This window comes from Cryobacterium sp. GrIS_2_6, from assembly GCF_035984545.1.
GTDB lineage: Bacteria > Actinomycetota > Actinomycetes > Actinomycetales > Microbacteriaceae > Cryobacterium.
In genome coordinates, this window is record NZ_JAXCHP010000001.1 from 2,500,179 (window position 1) to 2,519,362 (window position 19,184).

At 49.3% G+C, this 19,184-nt stretch carries 24 protein-coding genes; 8 read left to right on the forward strand and 16 right to left on the reverse strand.

The features are described from left to right. Nucleotides 1-9: 9 nt before the first annotated feature. The 10 genes from RCH22_RS12365 to RCH22_RS12410 all read right to left on the reverse strand — a co-directional run bounded on the left by RCH22_RS12365 (nt 10) and on the right by RCH22_RS12410 (nt 8,650). On the reverse strand, nt 10-495 hold the full coding sequence (locus RCH22_RS12365; protein ID WP_327014227.1) for a hypothetical protein: 486 nt from the start codon (nt 493-495) through the stop codon (nt 10-12). Next, nucleotides 492-995, reverse strand: coding sequence for a hypothetical protein (locus RCH22_RS12370; protein ID WP_327014228.1), 504 nt, complete (start codon nt 993-995; stop codon nt 492-494). The genes RCH22_RS12365 and RCH22_RS12370 overlap by 4 nt, the downstream gene beginning before the upstream one ends. Beyond that, nucleotides 985-1,314 (reverse strand): hypothetical protein, encoded by a 330-nt coding sequence (locus RCH22_RS12375; protein WP_327014229.1) that lies wholly within the window; start codon nt 1,312-1,314, stop codon nt 985-987. The genes RCH22_RS12370 and RCH22_RS12375 overlap by 11 nt, the downstream gene beginning before the upstream one ends. After that, entirely contained in the window at nt 1,311-2,066 is a 756-nt protein-coding gene (locus RCH22_RS12380; protein ID WP_327014230.1) for a hypothetical protein, read from the reverse strand. Before RCH22_RS12380 ends, RCH22_RS12375 begins: the two co-directional genes overlap by 4 nt. Before the next feature lie 322 nt (nt 2,067-2,388). Continuing rightward, nucleotides 2,389-3,321 carry a P22 phage major capsid protein family protein gene (locus RCH22_RS12385; RefSeq protein ID WP_327014231.1) on the reverse strand — a complete coding sequence of 311 codons (933 nt, stop codon included), beginning with the start codon at nt 3,319-3,321 and terminating at the stop codon, nt 2,389-2,391. A 52-nt stretch (nt 3,322-3,373) separates the two neighbouring features. Continuing rightward, a complete protein-coding gene (locus RCH22_RS12390) occupies nt 3,374-4,021 on the reverse strand; it encodes a hypothetical protein (RefSeq protein WP_327014232.1) in 648 nt (215 codons plus the stop codon). Between the two features lie 85 nt (nt 4,022-4,106). Continuing rightward, the gene (locus tag RCH22_RS12395) at nt 4,107-4,829 is read right to left on the reverse strand and encodes a phage minor capsid protein (protein ID WP_327014233.1); all 723 of its coding nucleotides are present in this window, start codon (nt 4,827-4,829) and stop codon (nt 4,107-4,109) included. A gap of 155 nt (nt 4,830-4,984) precedes the next feature. Beyond that, nucleotides 4,985-6,601, reverse strand: coding sequence for a phage portal protein (locus RCH22_RS12400; protein ID WP_327014234.1), 1,617 nt, complete (start codon nt 6,599-6,601; stop codon nt 4,985-4,987). Between the two features lie 11 nt (nt 6,602-6,612). Beyond that, nucleotides 6,613-8,175 (reverse strand): phage terminase large subunit, encoded by a 1,563-nt coding sequence (terL, locus tag RCH22_RS12405; RefSeq protein WP_327014235.1) that lies wholly within the window; start codon nt 8,173-8,175, stop codon nt 6,613-6,615. Beyond that, entirely contained in the window at nt 8,153-8,650 is a 498-nt protein-coding gene (locus tag RCH22_RS12410) for a terminase small subunit (RefSeq protein WP_327014236.1), read from the reverse strand. The genes terL and RCH22_RS12410 overlap by 23 nt, the downstream gene beginning before the upstream one ends. A 303-nt stretch (nt 8,651-8,953) precedes the next feature. Here RCH22_RS12410 and RCH22_RS12415 point away from each other — a divergent pair, with 303 nt between their 5' ends. After that, nucleotides 8,954-9,517 carry a hypothetical protein gene (locus tag RCH22_RS12415; protein WP_327014237.1) on the forward strand — a complete coding sequence of 188 codons (564 nt, stop codon included), beginning with the start codon at nt 8,954-8,956 and terminating at the stop codon, nt 9,515-9,517. Here the strand turns inward: RCH22_RS12415 and RCH22_RS12420 are convergent. From RCH22_RS12420 to RCH22_RS12445, 6 genes are all read right to left on the reverse strand, one after another. Continuing rightward, nucleotides 9,501-9,872, reverse strand: coding sequence for a YopX family protein (locus RCH22_RS12420; RefSeq protein ID WP_327014238.1), 372 nt, complete (start codon nt 9,870-9,872; stop codon nt 9,501-9,503). The genes RCH22_RS12415 and RCH22_RS12420 overlap by 17 nt on opposite strands. A gap of 174 nt (nt 9,873-10,046) precedes the next feature. Then, on the reverse strand, nt 10,047-10,571 hold the full coding sequence (locus tag RCH22_RS12425; protein ID WP_327014239.1) for a hypothetical protein: 525 nt from the start codon (nt 10,569-10,571) through the stop codon (nt 10,047-10,049). A gap of 71 nt (nt 10,572-10,642) precedes the next feature. Next, nucleotides 10,643-11,128: a hypothetical protein gene (locus RCH22_RS12430; protein WP_327014240.1), complete on the reverse strand. Its 486-nt coding sequence runs from the start codon at nt 11,126-11,128 to the stop codon at nt 10,643-10,645. Nucleotides 11,129-11,165: 37 nt separating this feature from the next. After that, entirely contained in the window at nt 11,166-11,489 is a 324-nt protein-coding gene (locus RCH22_RS12435) for a hypothetical protein (protein ID WP_327014241.1), read from the reverse strand. Nucleotides 11,490-12,823: 1,334 nt separating this feature from the next. Continuing rightward, on the reverse strand, nt 12,824-13,036 hold the full coding sequence (locus RCH22_RS12440; RefSeq protein ID WP_327014242.1) for a hypothetical protein: 213 nt from the start codon (nt 13,034-13,036) through the stop codon (nt 12,824-12,826). Nucleotides 13,037-13,293: 257 nt separating this feature from the next. Further along, nucleotides 13,294-14,007 carry a replication-relaxation family protein gene (locus RCH22_RS12445; protein WP_327014243.1) on the reverse strand — a complete coding sequence of 238 codons (714 nt, stop codon included), beginning with the start codon at nt 14,005-14,007 and terminating at the stop codon, nt 13,294-13,296. Nucleotides 14,008-14,519: 512 nt separating this feature from the next. Between RCH22_RS12445 and RCH22_RS12450 the strand changes: the two genes are divergently transcribed. From RCH22_RS12450 to RCH22_RS12480, 7 genes are all read left to right on the forward strand, one after another. Then, nucleotides 14,520-14,810 (forward strand): hypothetical protein, encoded by a 291-nt coding sequence (locus RCH22_RS12450; RefSeq protein WP_327014244.1) that lies wholly within the window; start codon nt 14,520-14,522, stop codon nt 14,808-14,810. A 162-nt stretch (nt 14,811-14,972) separates the two neighbouring features. Then, the gene (locus RCH22_RS12455) at nt 14,973-15,605 is read left to right on the forward strand and encodes an ERF family protein (protein WP_327014245.1); all 633 of its coding nucleotides are present in this window, start codon (nt 14,973-14,975) and stop codon (nt 15,603-15,605) included. A gap of 269 nt (nt 15,606-15,874) precedes the next feature. Further along, entirely contained in the window at nt 15,875-16,318 is a 444-nt protein-coding gene (locus RCH22_RS12460; RefSeq protein WP_327014246.1) for a hypothetical protein, read from the forward strand. Next, nucleotides 16,318-16,626 carry a hypothetical protein gene (locus RCH22_RS12465; protein ID WP_327014247.1) on the forward strand — a complete coding sequence of 103 codons (309 nt, stop codon included), beginning with the start codon at nt 16,318-16,320 and terminating at the stop codon, nt 16,624-16,626. The genes RCH22_RS12460 and RCH22_RS12465 overlap by 1 nt, the downstream gene beginning before the upstream one ends. Before the next feature lie 262 nt (nt 16,627-16,888). Then, complete coding sequence (locus tag RCH22_RS12470) at nt 16,889-17,536, forward strand: recombinase family protein (RefSeq protein ID WP_327014248.1); 648 nt, start codon at nt 16,889-16,891, stop codon at nt 17,534-17,536. A 571-nt stretch (nt 17,537-18,107) separates the two neighbouring features. After that, the gene (locus RCH22_RS12475) at nt 18,108-18,920 is read left to right on the forward strand and encodes an ArdC family protein (protein WP_327014249.1); all 813 of its coding nucleotides are present in this window, start codon (nt 18,108-18,110) and stop codon (nt 18,918-18,920) included. Then, entirely contained in the window at nt 18,917-19,183 is a 267-nt protein-coding gene (locus tag RCH22_RS12480) for a hypothetical protein (protein ID WP_327014250.1), read from the forward strand. The genes RCH22_RS12475 and RCH22_RS12480 overlap by 4 nt, the downstream gene beginning before the upstream one ends. Nucleotide 19,184: the final 1 nt, after the last annotated feature.

Consider the following 19,184-nt stretch of genomic DNA (forward strand, 5'->3'; position numbering starts at 1 on the left):
ATTTAACATCTAGTAAACGTCTTTGCTATAGCTAATATCTATATTCATGTTGCATAGAAGGAGAGAGCCACTCTTGCCACTCGCGATATGCCAACGGACAGATGTCACGTCCATCATCCAGTTTTGGATAAGTGGATCAATAGTCGATAGCTTGCCGATGTAGTCAGAGTGCTCAGTCGTATCGATAATGAGGTCTGTTAGGTCATACATGCGGTTATAGATATCGCTTTCAATCTCACTTGGTGAGTTCAAAGGGAAGTGCATGATGACTGCGAATGAAACAACATGGTCTTTGCTTGAGTTAGATGATGTCGTGCTAGCAATGGTGTTCGGCAACACTCGGACGGCTGGATAACCCTCAAACTCATCCTTGGTGTTATCGAGCACACTAACGAAGGCCGGCTCGGCGCCTGCTCCCGTATCGTAGGTAATCCCACTCAAGATTGCTACGAGTGCATCTTTAATTCTTCGGTTCTTGCCTTTGTATGCGCTCATAGTGTTTGCATCCTCATTAAGTATTGTTCGACGCCTGTGTTGAACCGCTCGGCTACCGTCTCTTTCGTCGCGTCATAAGCTGGCTCGATATAGGGATGCGCCTTAGTTCCCCTGAGCTCGATGCTCTTAGCGACAGCCCAAACATTCAGGCCTTTCATCTCGCACCACTGCGCCAGGGCGCTATCGGGGCCAGCTGGTGGCCTGTGAGGTCGTGAGCCTGTCTCTATAGCGTCCGCGTACTGAACCTGGTCAGTCGGTCGGATATCTGCTGTTTGAAGCACTGGGTTCACCGTGAGGCCGATGTTGCGCTTGAGGCCTGCCCCGTAGGCGAATGCCACGCCTTCAGGTGCCCTGGCGCTTACCTCTTCTTTGACGAGTGTTCCTGTCTCCACAAGCCACGAGTTGATGTACCTAGGGAACAGCTCGGCGGTGCGCACAATGACGCTCTCGACCTGAGTCGCATCCATGAAGATCTCGTAGTTGATGCCGCTATTGACCATTCGCGTGCTCAGTCTCAGCAGTGAACTCGATATGTGAAGTGCCACCGAACTGTAGGTATGGCTTCTTTCCCTTCACGATGTACGTCTCGCCGTTCCAGGTGAGGCGATCACCGATCAGGATGTCAGCTGAGCTGGCAGCGTACACATACCAGCCAAACCCAACATCAAACCCATTGCGCACAGCAGCTTCAGCACTCATTGGCATGAAAGCGCACCGAACACCCGTCAGGTGAGGCGTTGGAATATGGCGACCATTAGTTCCTAAGGCCGTGTTACGAGCCGTGTCACAGCGGTGGCGCAGCATCGTAGAAACACTCACCGCTGGATCTTGCCCATACGGTTAGTAATGCCGCGCAGCGCCTCCTTAGCGTCAGGTGCGATATACAGTGACCCGCTGGTGCTCTTTGCTCCTCGTGAGTAGCTGTAAGCCCCTAGGTGTTCACTCTGCATTGCTGCGCCATCAGTGTCGAAGAAGTCACGACCTTTAGCGTTCATGAATACGCACTGGGCCGCTGTTGCACGCCGTACAGCGTCAGGGATCATCTTGTAATAGCGAACTGGCTGGTTGATCGAGTCAAAGTAGACATCTTGAAGCCGTGGAAACTTACCAAGCTGATAAATGCGGTAAACGCTGGTCGCATCAATTGCGGTCGTCCAAGCAGATGAAACAGTCACTTGACCATCGAGCAGTGATCCAGTGACGTGGTTTGTCTGTCCTGCACCCGTTCCACCAATAATTTCAATCCAGCATCCAGCCAGATAGTCCTCTTGAAAGACAAACTGGGTGTACTGCTGCAAGATGAAATTGGTTGGATTGATGACTTGTGAGACACGACCCTTTACTTCGTATAGCGTTGGCGCACGACGATCTTGTGGATCAGGTGGCGTGTAGACACCATTGGTTCCGGAAATACCACGAAAGAACTTATCTTGATGACCTACCCAGGCGTCAATATATTCTTCAGCTGCTGAGATTAGATCATCTGCACTGCTGTAGTCACTTGAAAGCGCCGTGCCGCTGAGGTACTGCGTGAGATAAGTGCTATCGATATATTGTCGCCTGCTGCTCATAATTACTTACTCGTGCGGCTACGTGGTTTTGGTGCCTCTGTAGGCGCGTCAGCTGGTGCTTCCGTAGTAGGTTCAGCTGGTTTGGCTTCTTCTTTTGGTGCCTCTGTAGGCGCGTCAGCTGGTTTGACTCTGTAACCAGGCTGCAAGAGTAGATCTTGTGCTAATTCGTTTGGTACAACTACCTCGCGACCTGATGGATTGATGATTGTAATGTCGTTAGATTGCTCGCTCACTGTGTAGTTGCTCCGATTAGTTATCTCTTATTGATATAACACAAAAGCAGCTGGAGTTAAACCAGCTGCTTCTAGGATCTGACGGTTGACTAGGCGTGTGTGAAGTCAACTTCAACAGCACGACGGCTGTCTACCACTGCGACGCCGTAAAGACAGTCGATAGTGACTTGGTGTGCAAGAGTCTGAGGGTTGTAGCTCAGAGTCGCACGAACTGCCATACCGATGTCTTCGTTGACAGCGATAGCCGAGACAGCACCTTGGCCTGCTTCAACTTCTGGTAGTGGACGGCTTGCCAAAACAAGTGCGTCCTTTGTGTATGCGATGTTGTGATCAACAAATGCACCAGTTGTTCCAGTTTGAGGAACCAGTTGGCTTTCCCAGAAGTTCAAACCGTAGATGCTCAGTACACGACCAGTGACGATTGGAGTCGCTTGGGTATTTGTGAACGTACCGATGTTCTGCGCTTGGCTAAACTGTGGAACACCAAGGAGCGCGTTATAGACGCCACTTGATACCATGACGTTTCGATCTTCCAGGATGCTTACCTTTTGGTCAGTGAAGTACTTACGGATCGCAAGGACACTGTTTACAAGGGTAGTATAGCTTGTTGTATCGAATGTAATCACTGGGTTAGATAGACCTGCGTAAAGTGCTGCAAGCGATGATTCAACGCTTTCTGCGAGTACTTTAGCTGCGTCTTGGCCGTAACCGATGAGAACATTTTGGTTTTCAAGTACTTTGGTAACATCGTCGATACCAAACGTAACTTCAGGGTGTTTGTTTAGGGTGACGCTGACGTTACTTGCAGTTGGCTGTTGAACGACAACATTGGCGTTATCAGCTTTCTGGTTTACGACTAGCGCTCCACGCTTAGGGATTTGAAGGACTTGTCCTTCTGTTGCTGTTGACCAGTCAGTATTCTTGCTGACTGACTTTGCGAGGTTCATAGTTGCGCCGAAATATCCAAGAGCTTCTTTTGCGATGATCGTTGGAATAAACGCGGCGTTACTAGTGTTGTTCATTTGTGGCATAAACTACCTTTCGTTAATTACCGAAGGCAGTCGGGTCTTGCTTTTAGGTTCGATCGTTTACTACATTGCCGGAGGTGATTGCGCGCATAATTGCGTCCTTATTCTCGGCATACTCAGCTCCAGTCATATTGTTGATCTGTGAAAGGGTGAATTTCGGATTACCTTGATTGCTAGAGTTGCCCGGGTTTGTTCCCGAGCCGACTGTGGTCTTCGTTTGATTGTTAAATAGATGAGGTTTCGCGTCGAATAGCGCTTTAACTGCTTCTTCTGCACCTGTGACAACTCCATCTTTGATTTCGACACCAGCTTTATCAGCTAGGGCGGCAATGTCATTGATGTCAAAAGCGCCTAACTTCGCAGCAAAGGCCTTGAGTTCAGCAGCAATAGTGCTCTTCTCAACGGATTTGATACGTGTCTCTGCTGCTTCTGCGAGTTCTTTCCACTTGCCTTGCTCTTTGAGAGAGTTTTCTTCGGCAGTAGCTTTGTCTTTGATGAGTATTTCGGCTTGCTTCGCCTTGTCGTTCAGTTGCTTGAATCGATCACTTTTATAGATCTCAGCCCAAGCTTCTTTTGGTAGGTCCGCAATGTTAAAGCCTTTACCTTCCGCAGACTCTCCAGTCTGTACTCCTGTATCGACGGTAGTTTCGGTTGTTGTTACACCTGTTGAGGTGTCAGTAGCTTGTTCAGCCATAAATTGCCTTTCTTCGGCGTTTATCGTGACCGCTCACGTGATTAGATTGGCTCTATCCTTAATGTCTGCTATTCGATATATCTTGTCAAGACTCTGCTTCAGCCCAATAGCCGTTGGGGAAATCACTAGGAGATACCGGATCTAATGAATGCTGGCAATTGACGTGGAACAGTCCCCCACCTGCTGCATCGCTGACAGTAAAGAATCCCGGAGTAGTTCCGTCTACGCTTAGGATTGCGCCCTCCCACTCTCGACAGAGGTCACTAGCGCCATGTGAAGAGACCTGGACTAAGTCGTAGCCGGCCCCGCTCAGTGAGTTAGTCATTCCAGTGTTGCGAGCCTGGGTCAGCATCGTGCGACTGACCATCTCGGCATAGACACCGGGTGACCAGCGGCGGCCAGCACGATCCAGCAAGGCATACACGCCGTTCTCATCAAAGGCGCTAAGAATGCTCTTGCGGAGTGCCTTAGCGGTAGTTGACTCGTCAACACTGGCGATCTTTGAACGGATGCTTTCACGGAGGATCTGCCCGAGTGTCTTGTCAGCAGATCGAGCCATCTGCGTAATGGCATCACTGAGACGTATCTGGAGCTCTTGAGCAAGCGCCTGTGCAGCATCGCGATGTAATTGGTCGAGTACAACGCTTCCGGCGATGATGGCAGCGGCTGCGGCATCTGAGTGCTCATCCTCGAAGCTTTGAAGCTCTGCGATGGCGTCGGACTGTCCCTGGTTGTATGCCTCTTGAATTTGTCCTGCGCACCAATCAGAGATCCGAGAAGCCAGGTCATTGATGTGCTGCTGGATCATGGCACGTGCTACTGCAACGCTTGAGATCGTGACTAGTGTCTTGCCTGTCGTAAAGACGATGCCGTGCAGCTGGTCGGCACTCGCATTGAACAAGTCCCTCAGCTCAGAGATACTCGCATCATCAAGATCGACTCGTGTAGGAAATAGTCCCATCCCTAAACGCCCGCGTCAGGTGCCTTCTGAGTTACGGGAACGCTGATACTCGTGGCAAACGGATCAGTCTTCTGCGGAGGTGCGATGGGTGCATTGCCTGGCATCGTTGGAACGCTTGGCTCTAGTTGCTTCTTCTCTGCATAGATTTCTTGTATCTTCTGAACAGCCTGCTCATCGTCAACCTTGTCGATGTTCTTGATTGAGTCCTTGAGTGATTGGTTACCACTCGACAGTCGTAGCTCTTCCTCTTGCGCTTGTTCATAGCTATCAACAGGGATTGGATCAGCCCATTCGATGCTTGGAATCTCAGGATCACCTTCGAAGTGGACTCCGTTTGCTGGGATGTTATGCACTTTTGCTAGTAGTTCAGCAAGGTAGATAATTTCTTTCAGTGCATAGTCGTAGTAGCGCTGCTTACGATGAATCTTGGCAACGGTTCGCATCAATCGGTACTTCAGAGCACGGCCGCTCTCACTCTTTGAGCCACCGCCTTTACCACCTTGTTCGCCGAAGACACTTGGTGATGTCTCTGAGTACATGTAGAGGCTTTGTAATAACGTCTCAATCTCAGTAAAGCTAGCTTCGAGCTTTGCATCCCAGACGATGTATTCAGGCTTCTCGCCGTCTTGTGTCTTCTCATAGACGCCTAGCTTTGATCGCTCGATCTCACCGTTCTCATCCATGACGCCCTCAGGGACAGCCAGGATTGGATCAGCGTGTTTGTCCAAGATGTTATCGACCATTGATACACGGTTGTTGAGTGCATAGACCAGGCTCGTGATGTCTTGGTAGTCATCAATCCCGAAGTGTGTTGTGCCATCAGACCAGTTAGGAATGTGGACAATCAGCAGTCGATCGACGCCTGTTGTCTCTACATCCATGAGGTTCGGATCACCTAGGACGCTCAGTGGCTCCTGACGCACGATCTTTGTTCCGTTCATCAGGAACACTTCGTTTTCGATCTGACCTGGCGTGTGGATCTCTTTGCGAAGGTAGGTATTATCACCGATGTCGATACAAAAGGCTATTTCAATGCGTTGAGGATCAGCCGATACGTTCTGTGCATCTAGGTCTGGGAAATAGAAGTCCGGCATGATCTGCTCGATGATGACGCTGGTGTTGTCTGGGTCTCGGAGCGTTCCCACACGAAGCTTGAAGAGAGCGTCGCCCTTGTAGCTGTTGGTCAGTGCGCTCTCGTAAAGCTGGATATCAAGACGGTTCTCGAATATAAGGTTTTCGACCCACTCTTGGTTTGGGTTTGGTTTGGGTATCTCCAGTTTGAACACGTCATCAGCTGCTGAAGCATTGGAGTTTGGATTCACTGCATCGTCATTGTCCTTGTTATAAGGGTTAGCCTTGTCGATTAAAGGCAGGCGAACGATCGGCGGTTCTGAGAATAAGAAGTCCGCACTGACTTTGCTTAGAAGCCCTGTGAAGTTGTTGACGATGTAGCGCAATTGCGCATAGGCACGGTTGAAGTCTTTGCTCTCCACTTTGATAGAGAAAGCCTTGAAATGATCACCTGCAAAGAGCTGTTGATTAGTCTTGTACCTATTAAGACGATTGACACTGTTTTTGTAAGGAAATTGGTTATAGTCATCGTTTATTTTATTCGTCATGCTATTCTTACTTAAAAGCCTTTTGGCTTGTTTGTAAATACCCTACGGCGAGATTGCAAAACGAGTTCTTCAGCGGCTCCGAGGTAGGCATCAAACATGTCGTCGTGTTCGCCTTGAGGGAATTGCACTATCTCTTCAACAAACGCACTGGCAAGCGGGTGATCTTCACGCAGGTGAACGTAGCCAGCTTGGAACATGCCAGCCTGCATCGATGCACGTCGCACCTTGTCACGGTCTGGCTTCCATTTGACGATTGGCATGTTGATACCGTTGCGCTGCGCGATGTTGCGAGTCAGTGCATAGAGCCCTGCTTGATACGCAACGGCTTCAATCTTTAGTCGGTCATGTCGCCAGGTTTGGAACTGGTCGCCGATCATGTTGGCTTGCTTCTCTGGGTCTGACTCTCGTAGCCGTACGTAGTCGAGAATGACCACATGATTACGCGGATGTCCTTCACAGAATGGACAAGCCTTTGTAATACCGATCGTTATCATCGCCCACCAGTCGGCAGTTGTCTTTTCGCTGATTGCTGGGTCAATGTGCCCGACAATCTTCGAAAAATGTGCCCTTAGCCATTCGTCTCGTGCGTTCTGAAGCGTCTTAGCTTTGATAACGCTCTGATACTCACTGATCGACTTCATGAAGCTGTAGCGGCTTTGTAGCCATTCAGGGCGGATGATCTGATCCTGGTCACTGATTGGATCGTTCTGGATCTCGCGGCTGAACTCAACAACGCCGAGATACATCGGATGCTCTGGGTCATCACGCATGCCCTGTAGATATTCAAGACTGAAACGCTCAGGCCACAGGCTCTCCCCTTCACTGGTGATGCCTTGATACTTGTGCGTCTTCCACCCGCTAAACACACCCTTCTTAGCGATGATGTGGCTCAGTAGGCTCTCACGGTGCAAGATCGTGCCAATGATGATGATCTTTGAGATGTCCTTAGCCATTGCGGGCATCAGGGCACGCATGAACCAGTTGTAAAGCTTCTCTCGGCGCTCCGGACTGGCAACCAGCTCATCGTTCTCCAGGTCATCGAGGATCGCTAGGTCAGGACGGTACTGCTTGTAGCGCAGACCACGAACCTTCATGCCAGCGCCACGTGGCAGGACTCGCACAAGCTCACGGCCGTTCTCTCCGTAGGCATTGATCGTCAGGCCTTCACTCGACCACTCACGGCCTTTTACATCGCCGTAGATCCACAGCAACACTTCATTGCTTTCAAGCTCGCTCTTGAGTCCGTCGATCATCATCACGGCCTGCGTGTACGTGTCTGATATCAACATGGCAAAGTGTGACCGTGCGTAGAGCAAGCGATGCGCCAGGTAGATCGTGTCTGTCACCGTCGTCTTTGAGAAGCCACGTGGCGCTGCGATACCTACGTTGCCATCGTCTTCGAAGTAGTCGAAAAGTTCAGAGTGGAAGCCAGCGAGCTTTGTTGGCACGTAACTAGAAAACAGTTCTGCGAACTCTTCAATGTGCGCTGGATCGCGGTAATAGGTTCGGTAAACGAGTTTGGCCTGATCCTCACCGAGCTGTTGGATTAACTCACTCGGGTTCGGTAACGCCATGGTCAGCCCTCGACGCTTTAGACAAGACAGCAAGCGCTTCTGGGGATAATTCATTGGTGCTAGTCACGTTGGCATCAAGCGTCTGCTTGCTTTCGTCAACGTAGGCAAAGTTGTTCTTAGCGAGGAAGATACCGCCTTGTGGAGTGCGTGATTCCATGATGCGTGTCTCTAAGTCGTCTTGAACTTTGGCACGTGCCCGCGCGATAGTGGGGAAATACTCGTCCCGCTTGCTGTAGTTGACTATGGTCTTTCGATCAATATCGAGGAAGTAAGCCAGTCCAGCCATCGTGTACGGCGCAGGGTTGTTGTATGTAACCTCGTCCATCGTCTTATCGCTGTAGAACGTCTTGATCCTGTTGTCACAGTACGCAAAGTATTCATCAATCTTCGCTTGCAACTCTTTATCGCTCTTGAAAGCTAGAGGCCTTCCGATGAATGCCTGTTGTGATGGTTTACCGTTCTTAGGAGCAACCACTACAGCTTTGCTCCGTTAGCTCTTACGTCCGCATGAATCGCATTGAGCTTATCCATCTTCTGGCTATGGTGCTTCTTCATGCGGTTGAGAATAAAAAATAGCGAAGGTGTCGCCCATATAGCTGAGGCAATCAAGTTAGACCAAACGCTACCGATGGGCCATGAGAAGAAGAGAGTTATTATGTCTTGCATATCTGTATACATTTATGCACAAAAGTTCTCACTTGGAAAGAGCATCTGTCATGACCGGCCAATATCAGAAGAGCGTGTTCGCCCTACACGAATGACGTGCCATCATTGAGTCATGAAAGACAACGCGACTCAAACCCCTTTGTTCGTCGACTCGGTGCTAGATCAAAAACAAGCCCTCGAGGATTACCGCACAATGTACGCGAAACTTGGCGAATTGGAATTGCTAAACCTCAAGAATCCGAGTCCGCAAATACTCGAACAGATGGAGAGAGTGAGCCATCACCTCAATAAACTCAGTAAAAGAATGGGACAGGGATCAAAAAAGCCATGGAGATGGCCAGATGATCGGCCAAAGTCACAGTCGTTCATGGCTATCGTATCTGCCAACGTTGTATCGGGAATAATCCTTTCTGTAGTCCTCTATGTTGCAGCGGCGTTCTTTGGATACATAAAAACGCCAGCAGGTTTGCATATCTACTTGATAGCAATTGGAATCTTAACCGGAATTTCTGGTATATTTTCACTACAATACTATCTCAACCTAATTAGACACAAAACTCATTACCCATGGGTAATGAGCCATATGAAACTAATTATTGCTTTATGGATAATTGCTATAGCTGCCTTCATTGTGTCAATCGGCTCACTTGCTGTGCAGATCATACGTGGTTATTAACTACATTAGGCGACGCAGCCTCAAGTAGTTCAGGTGACTCGTAGATGTTGCCAATGACTTCACAGTCAAAATCTCCAAGTGTCATATTTTTATTAGTTCGAAAAGCACCTAATGTAAACGTAACTGGAAATTGTTCACCCAAACGATTTTCAAGTATATCCCCCTCGTATATCTCCATACCGTTCTTATCTTTGAGTCCGGTGTATTGCATTAATTCGGTACGTTCATGATCCATGTCGCCAAGATCAACGTAATGAGTATAACTGAAACCGATCTGCCCTACTCCGACGTACATCTGGTCAAGCAGTCGCATCGTCTCTCCGTCCCAAGCTCGAAACTTGATCTCCCTATTCATCGCTTGGCTCCGTTGGGTTGCCCCACCACTTACTCATCTGGCCACGTCGTAACAAGTACCGATCTATAGCCTTAGACATGTCGAGTACCTCTTCGGCGACTAAGATCGCCAACAACTCGATGTAAAGCGCCTGGTCTATCGGCATTCCCTTTTTCATGTCCGGAAGGACATCCACTAGAAGTCACCCCCGCTTACCCACGCATCGTGAGCTGCTGACCATGAGCCATAGGTGATTGAGACGTAGTGATCTACCCGCTGAAGATTCCAGAACAATCCTTCTGATGCGTTACGGGTTGCGTACTTCCAAAGAGCAGGACCAACAGTGCGCCAACCGTGATCGCCTAGAACCATGTCGGTTACATAGCCATAGTCAGCCTGGGCAATCCCCGCTGCGCTCATCTCAGCTGCAAATGGGATAGCCGGCTGCACGGTAGCTGCTGGGGCTACAGCTGCAACAGGCGCCGGTGCTGGTGTCGCGGTATCAACTGCGGGGGCTGCCGGAGCTTGAACGGCTTCAACCGCTACAGGCTTAGTGGGTACGGTACTGGGCTCAGTAAGAGCAGACGCAGTACTGGTGCTTGCTGGTTCGGCGGCAATCGTGTGAATGACAAAGCCGAATGTGAAAATAATTCCAATCACAATAGCTAGTGCCAGTGTGAGGAAGATGATTATTAGTTTGAGATTTGATTTCCGTTGCACATTGATGTTCCTTGTTTAGTTATGCCACGTACTATGCGCTCACCCGATTGAAAAGTCAAGACATTTCGCAACTAAACAGTGCCGTCAATAGTCGCCTGGTCAGCCTTCTGATTGATCTGGTCTTGCCAGTACTCCGGCCTAGGGATCATTGTGATCTTTGCCTGAACCGATCCACCGTTTGTTTCAATGCTGATAGTGCCGTAGTTCAAGACCTGGCCGAAGATGCCGCCTTTGGCAGCCGTAGAGCGCGAGACACGCACCCACTCGAACTTCTCGTCTTTGCTAACGAATAACGTAAACCAGTTCTTGATGACAATGCCGTCAGAGTTGAGTTCTATGTAACTAAGGCTATAGACCCATGTTTGGATGATGGCGATGGTAACTATGGATAGCACGGCAACTACGGCGATCCAGAAGACGAGTAGAGGGTCAACAGTGCCGCTTTGAATAAGCGAGAGCATACCGACGTAGACAAGCCCGAGAGTCGATGCAGCGGCTACCGCAATAATTACGTAGCCAAACCAGTGCTTGAAGACTCGTGCGGGTAGAGGGATCATGCCCTAAATATGCGCAATTACGTTCTAGGCGTCAAGACTAGTAAGCGCGGTGAGGATAGCCCTGAAGCCTCATGAACTGCCCTCTGTCCATCGTCAGCATCGACGTCACTACCTCCATGCCGTCCACTTCAGACCGCACAGCGACTCCAAGTTCACCCGTGTAGTAATCAACGAAATTGCCGATCCTGGTGGTGATGTGTTCGGTGTACTTGACCGTTCCACTCTTCCAGGTACCAGGCCAACCTTGTTCCGGAGTCTCACCAGCAGACCACTCAAGCAACGTCGCATCATCGTAGAACCGGATGATGAACTTGTTGCCGGCCGATGTCTCCTTGTTGTACTCACCCAGTATCTTTGCCATGCACAAACCCTAGACCTTACTCAGTTCCAAACAACACGAATTCGTGTACATTGACCCAAACCAAATAAGAACCCTTGACCGCGGTATTAGCGCGGGGAGTTGATATTCAAGCATTCCCTGAGTGAGGTGCAGCAGTTCGGTTGGATCAGGGTTAGCTTGATTACTAACTCCCCCCTTACTGAGCCATATCGTTGCTGGCAACAAAATGGAACCAATAGGTATTGAAGGTATGTGGCTGCCGCTGCTAACTTATGGTCTTACAACCTTCCCGCTGGTATGAGTCAGTTGCTTTGCGAGTTTATAAGCTGTACCAGCTGCGGCCATCTACCTTCAATCGTTATACAGTCACATGGTGCTAGTAGCAAGGCGGAGCCTTTAAGGTGACAATGTAAACAGATTCCGCTTTAGCCTCACTTCTTGCCCTTTAATCGGTACTCTCACTACTAGCTGACTACACAACTTAAAACCGCCTTGATGCGACCATCTCAGATCGTAGGCTCGTCATGTAGCCATGCGACTGTATAACTTGATCCAAATTGTGAAGGTACAGTTCATCAGTACAAAGCAGACTTTACGAAGTCTAAAACGTTTAGCTAGATATTCAGTCATTTGTTTATACCCGCATCCTGACCTACCTAGTCGAAAGCTCCCCACGGGTGTTGCATAAGATTTCAAAACTGTTAAAATAGAACCAGTAGAGAATGGCATTAGAGGCTCCGAGCAATCGGGGCTTTTCTTTTGCCTACTTATATCAGCCGAATGCCAAACAGTAGAGAATGGCAATCGGTTATGACTGAAGTATGCGGAAAGTCACACATTAAGTCAATGCTAAATCACGCTGCAATTGTGACGTTAAGTGGATAACTCCCAAACTTCACACTATGCAAACAGATACTGGTAACGCATACTACGGGGCATGAAGAATGGGCAAAACAAACAATCACTGTTCAGAGTCATAGACGTACCAGATCTCATCTTTCCCCGCCCTCAGAGCGCTATAGATGCTGATAGAGCAGACGATAGGAAAAAGGTGCAATACCTGTCACAATTAGTCGAGAGAATGAAAGGACAGCCCCCTCGCAGGCGTCGCCCTTCGTCCTCACTGCCAGAAGAAACAAACCCCGCTGCTTAGGCGGGGTTCTTCTTTTAGTGGATTAGTGACATAGATGCGACCAGGAGAGCGAGTATCCCGATCCACAAGGCCGTGTCATCAGTCCTGGCACTTGTTCGGTAATTCCGAACCACTGGATGCCGTGCAACTCGATGGACTATTCGCCTGGAGGATCTCCTCAGCTTTGAGAGGTCAATGATCTCACCAGTTGCGGTATTGACGATCATATTCGTTCAACACCAGCCCACAAGTAGGTCTTATCCTCCTCTGCAATCAGAAGATATTCGGCACCTTGCTTTAGGAGTTTATTGTAGGCACTTGAAGCAATTCTACGATCTGAATATACAAAGACTACTTTCTTGCCATCCACTTTGGCGCATAGATCAATGGTGCCATTTCTATGGTTTGTCGTCGTGTTGCGAGCTATTTCAATCATGACGCGACCACGCTAACTATTTCATACTCTTCTGTAAAACTATGTTGGACAAAGCTACTAGGGCATTTGTATCCCATCAGTTGAGCACTATCTTGTGCAGCCTTACAGTGTTTACAACGCATCAATCGTTTGGCGGTTACGGCATGAGTTAGAGCAAGTGGTAGTTCATTCATTTGAGTGTTTCCTATTTAGTTATAAAGGTATTATGCGCCTAACACCTTGAATAATCAAGTGTATTGCGTTGTAGTTAAAGCTACTTAACTAAAGATCAAAGGCGCAAACTCAGACATCGTAGAAACAAGAAACAAGTCCTGTGCGTCTTTCGGTCCACGTTTAACAATCGCACGCAGCCAGCGCGCCCGTGCATCGTCTGGTGCTATGAATACAACTAGAGGGAAGACTGGAAGCGTCTCACTATCCGCATTCTCGAACGCGTGAAGATAGCGTTGCAGTTTGTCTTTGATCGCACTTTCCCGCTCCGTGCCCAGGTCAATTTCTAGCCACAGACTCAAATTACGCTGACGGCCAATGTCGGAGATCTCAACGTGTAAGTCAGGGCGCAGGTCAGATCCCGCGATTACTCGCCAGGTATAAGGCTCAGTGGTGACTGTATCTATAGAGATGCGCCCCTCATGCTGTAGGTGCAATAGCTCTAGGTAGGCATCAGCTATCCCTATGGTGTGGTGATTCACCGACCTAGTAGGCCAGTACCTACCTTCACGCCCGCTGATTGCCCAGCCCGCGCTACCAAGTTGATAGACGTACTGGCCGCTCCCTGATCCGTTCCCGCCTATAGGACGACGCTCTAGTCGTTTGATGTAGCGGAAGGCCACCAGACGGTCTAAGGCGCGGTACATAGGAGTGACTGACTTGTGATCGTTGAAGTGCATGACTTTGATGTGGCCTGAAGGTAGTTGTCCGAACTGAGCAATAGACAGGACGATTTGACGGTCACGATCAAGTATGAACATGTGAGTCACTATGTAGCAACGAAGTACGCGTGTCAAACTGCCGCAGTCCCCCGTGATTCTGGGCGTCTGGTGTGGGGCGAAAACCACAGCAGCCACACAGCCATTTACACACAGTGACAGATGACCTAATTGCATTGTGAAAAGTTATCCACATAGCCACGTATATTCGATCACTAATACACTTGACTATTAAAGTCCTCAAGCTCATAATACGACACAGACAAAAGCGGGACATCAATTGATTGGTCCGACAGTGATTAGTCTGCATACATTAACAATTTGAGCGTAGCTGCGTCAGTATGGCGAAACCGAGACACTCTTGCAAGGGTTAGGTACGGAAATTCCAAATGAGAGAGGCTTGCGATGGACAACCGAAAGACTAGCCATACACGGTAGCAAACGTCCTGTAATGCATTACTCAGTACGACTAAGCGAAGTACAAGTTAGGTCGTACTGGCGCACATACGCTCAATCAACTATTTCTAAGGGGGAAGCATTAAGGACACACGACAATGGCACTAATCAAATGGTGGATACCGAAAAAGAAGAAGGGGCGCAAGCTCGCAAACCCAGGGTACAGCTTCGAAGCAGAACTCATACAGGTTCTCACAGAGGCAGCAAGAGCAGAGACAATCCTCCAAGGTAAGAAGGTAGCGCCGTCAGTAATGGCCGCGAACCTGATTCTCCGAAATGGAAACGTCTTCATCCCAGTTCGATCAACACTGCTCAGGAACTATTTACAACTAAAAAGGGAAACAGATCAACATGAAACATCTACAAAGCAAACGAGCACAACTGAGTAAGGCCACAGCAGAGCGCGTGAACATGCGTCGCAGCATTGCAGAAGCAAAGCGATCCGCATTCACACCTAAGCGCCACGACTTCACTACAGCCCGCCAGTACGTCAAAAAGACGCTACGAGACATCGTGCTAAGCAAGACGAACGTCTGGGGAACTATTGCGTAATGGCAGAGGATTTTTCAACTCTTAACCTTTACCAGAAGATTGCGAAGATCACTGGCGAAGTAGGCCTCATCAAAAAGGGCGGCACGAACAAAGACCAGGGCTATGCGTTCATCGAGTACGCAGCTGTTGCAGGAGAGCTACGAAGCCTCTTTGCCAAGTACGGAGTGGTAATCGTCCCCCGCATGCAAGTTGCCTCTAAGCAGAGTCGCAATGAGGTAGAGAGCAAGTACGGAGCCAAGGGAAACCACGCGCTCATCGACTTCTCATTCAACGTGGTCAATGCCGACAAGCCAGAGGATAGGTTCACAGTGCCTTGGACAGGCGAAGCCCTGTCATTCGATGACAAGGGAACCAACAAGGCAGCAACGTCCGCATTGAAGTACTACCTAATGCGACAGTTCAATATCAGTGAGAAGGGTGAAGATCCCGACGCTGATAGTCCGACAGCTATCGTGCCGCCGGCCACAGCAGTAAGCGATGCACCGACAGAAGAACAGCTTGACCGCATTGAAGAACTTGCACCTATCAAGGGTAAGGACGCCGCCTGGTTGAAGCTACTTGGTCCGAAACTAACGACAGCTAAGGCAGCAGCACAGGCAATTGAACAGCTTGAAGCTATGGAAGACGCGTAATGCACGTCGATGACCTGGACTTCACAGCAGAGGCCCTAGAAGAGCAAGCACGCGAGGAAGAAGCCCGTGACCTGGTACACGGTGAACGGTACCCGAACGATGCGGATTGCATTGCTTGTCTCACCTTTACATCAGTAGACAAAGACGGCCTATGTGAGCCGTGCAACCGTCGCAACGTCAATAGTCGAGCAGAGTTGCTTGCACTGTTGAAGCCAATAACTAAAGGGCCAAGTGCCCAGGAGAAGAACTAAATGGGACGAGGACTAAATATGACAGCAGCCAGGTTCCGCGCTATCAAGCGTGCAATCAGATCTCAGGCAGAGACGAACTACTACAACCCTAATAGCATTGCACGGCAGCACGGCACAAGCGAAGCAACTGTCAATAATATCAGCGAACTCAAGAACTGGGCAGCATACGAAGCTCAGAAACACGCAGCACAGGCTCGACAGAAGCAGCTAGGCATCAACAAAGACTTTTCGAACTATGGCCCCACTGTCACCGCTGAAAAAACCCTTCAGCAAAAGATAGAAGCGCACAATGAGAAGAGAATCCAGATGATGATTGACGACCATGAAGCTGAGATGGACAAACCTATGACTCAGCGGCAGATGCTGGAATTTGAGAAACAGCTGAACGAACGAATTAGCGTACAGAACCAGCTCATCGCAGCTAAAGCAAACAAGCGCAAGATGTTTTGGAGCCGAGGCTAATGCCGGGCAATCAAGTTGGAGGTCTAAAGGCGAGGGACAAGAACCTGGCAAGTGATCCAGACTTTTACAAGAAGATCGGACGCAAAGGTGGGTCTAACGGCAAAGGCCCTGACTACCAAAAGGGCGGGATCAAGGCAGCAGGTTTTGCAGCTAACCCGGAGCTGGCACGAGTAGCTGGAGCTAAGGGTGGTTACATCTCAAAGCGCCGACCAGCTGCATCAAAAGAAGCTGAGCTAGTACAGGAAGAAGCTGAACCAGCAGTGGCTAAGCACTCGATCTGGAACAAGATCGTCGGACGGAATAGCTAGATGTCACGGGTAGTCATTCACATCCGAACTGATGAAGAGAACTCTGGATTTGAGGAAGCATTCCGCTCCCTACGATCTGGGTATGTTCTATCGTTGCCGACTGTGTATGACTTGAAGGGTCCAGACCCTCTAGACATCTTCACTCATACAAAAGAGGTGTTCGACGCCAACTGCACAATTCAGATTGGTGAACCGCGTATGGAGTTGAGTAACAATTTGCAATCAAAGGTCTGGCTATTGATGTCCGCTGGAATGGGCCTCTATGAGTAAAGTCGTCGCCTATGTTCGAGTTAGTACCAACCATCAAGACCACGAGAATCAGCGATATGAGATTACTCAGTTCGCAGTACGGCAAGGTTTAGAAATCAGTGAATATGTAGCTGAAGTCATTACTGGTAAGGCAGCAGTCAAAGATCGAAAGATCGGCGACCTGCTCGCCTCACTGGAAGATGGCGACACATTAGTCGTATCAGAAGTCAGCCGGATCTCTCGAAGCCTCACAGCAGTTCTTACAACCATTGAAGATGCAACTAAGCGTGGCGTCACGATAATGACAGTAAAGGGTGGCCATGTCTTCGGTGACAACATCAACTCAAAAGTCATCGCTTTTGCCTTCGGCTTAGCAGCTGAGATCGAGCGCGATCTCATTTCAGCAAGAACCAAGGAAGCGCTAGCACGCAAGAAGGCAGAGGGAGTCATCCTAGGACGCCCAGTCGGAAGTCACACTGTTGAGAATCTGAAGCTTTGGGGTAAGGATGAGGAAATCTTGACAATGATGATGAAACGAGTTCCAAAGTCAGCTATTGCACGATTACTTGACGTAAACCGAAACACATTGTCTGCATATATAGAACGGCGTGAATTAGTCAAGGAACTACTGTGGAGACGTCACAATCAAATCAAGAATTAGATAAAACAAGCACTATCTGCCTAAAAGTGAAATAAGGACAGAATGGCTGCAAAAAGTAAAGAACCGTCCCGGCTTGGCTCGAACGTCGCGGAAATATAACTAACTCCTATTAGGACTATGCCGCGACGGTCGATTCAGGCCAGGACCGAACAACAACTGAATATGGAGAACCAAGATGCCAAACGCAGAACAAGAGACTGAGCGACTAGCCCAGTACCTCATGAAGAACTTTCCAGAAGCAATCAGGTTTGGCCTTACAGCCGTAGACATTGCGATACTTCTACTGAACGATCTAAAGCAGAACACGGACGATGGGTCCCTCTGAGCGCTTGAAGCAAGACGTAGCTATTGAGCTCACTACGCGAGAGCTTCACAAGTCAACGGAATACGCGGACCAGGAGAAGTTCAGTGACAGCGCACTCGTGACTGTAGAGCAGCACCTAGACGTAATCGGTCAATTCGCCCAAGACTTCCCTTCCCTGCTGAGCATCGTTGCTCTGATCAGGAACCGAAGGGACTTTGAATGCGACCAACGAGCAATTGAGAATCAAACTAAACAGGAACCACATGAATGACAGAGCTTCTAACCAACAGCCGGCCACCCGAGAAGTTCAACCCGCAGGAAGTTGAGTGGGCAGCACTACTTGAAACGGCGCTGACAATGCCGGGTGCGCTTGGAGCTACCTATAGCCGCTTCAGGCAGTACAGTATGGGCAATCAGATTGCTCTCTTCATGCAAGGAGCCACAGGTCCAGTAGCGCCGTACAAGAAATGGTTAGAGCTAGGACGCCAGGTACGCAAGGGATCAAAAGCGATGGCCGTGCAAGTTCCTCTTCTCTACAAAGAGGCGAACCGTGAAGGTCTGATCGAGAACAAGGTCAAGGGCTTCAAGTGGGTCAACAGCGTCTTCGAGCTGGCAGACACAGACGGTGAGGACTTACCGCAGTACGAGCCGCCTGAGTGGTCCAGAGAGCGTGCAATGGGCACCCTAGGGATTCAGCAAGTGGCGTTCGAGAACTTCAACGGAAACAGCCAAGGCTACTCACGCGGCAATGAGATCGCAATCAACCCAGTTGCTGCATATCCGTTCAAGACGACGATCCACGAGATGGCGCACGTCGCAATGAAGCACACGACGCCTGAGGGTTTAGCCGAGTACCAGTCCCACCGAGGACTGATGGAGTTCGGAGCTGAAGGTACGGCATACCTGGTGATGAATGAGCTCAATGCGCTAGATCAGATGGATGCCCCTGAGAGCCGCGCTTACATCCAGACCTGGCTACGGGGCGAGACACCAGACGACAAGGCGATCCGGCAAGTACTGGCGACGACAGGAACGATATTAAAAGCAGGGCGTGAACAGCCTAAGGAGGAACAAGAATGAGTACCCAGACAGAGTTCGATAAAGAGCTAGAGACAATTCTCAATAACTTCAGATGGAAGATCCAGACAGAAAGCTATAACACATCAACTAATACCATCGAAGCTGAGGCTAAAGAAGCTATCAAACAAGTTGTTGATAAGTATATTATTGGTAAAGACGTAGCGGTACTTGATGAAATAGCAACGGGTCAGTCTCAGACAGGTGTGTTACTTCACAATTCGATCAAGAGAGAGCAACGTCTAACTCTCTGGGAGAACAAATAAC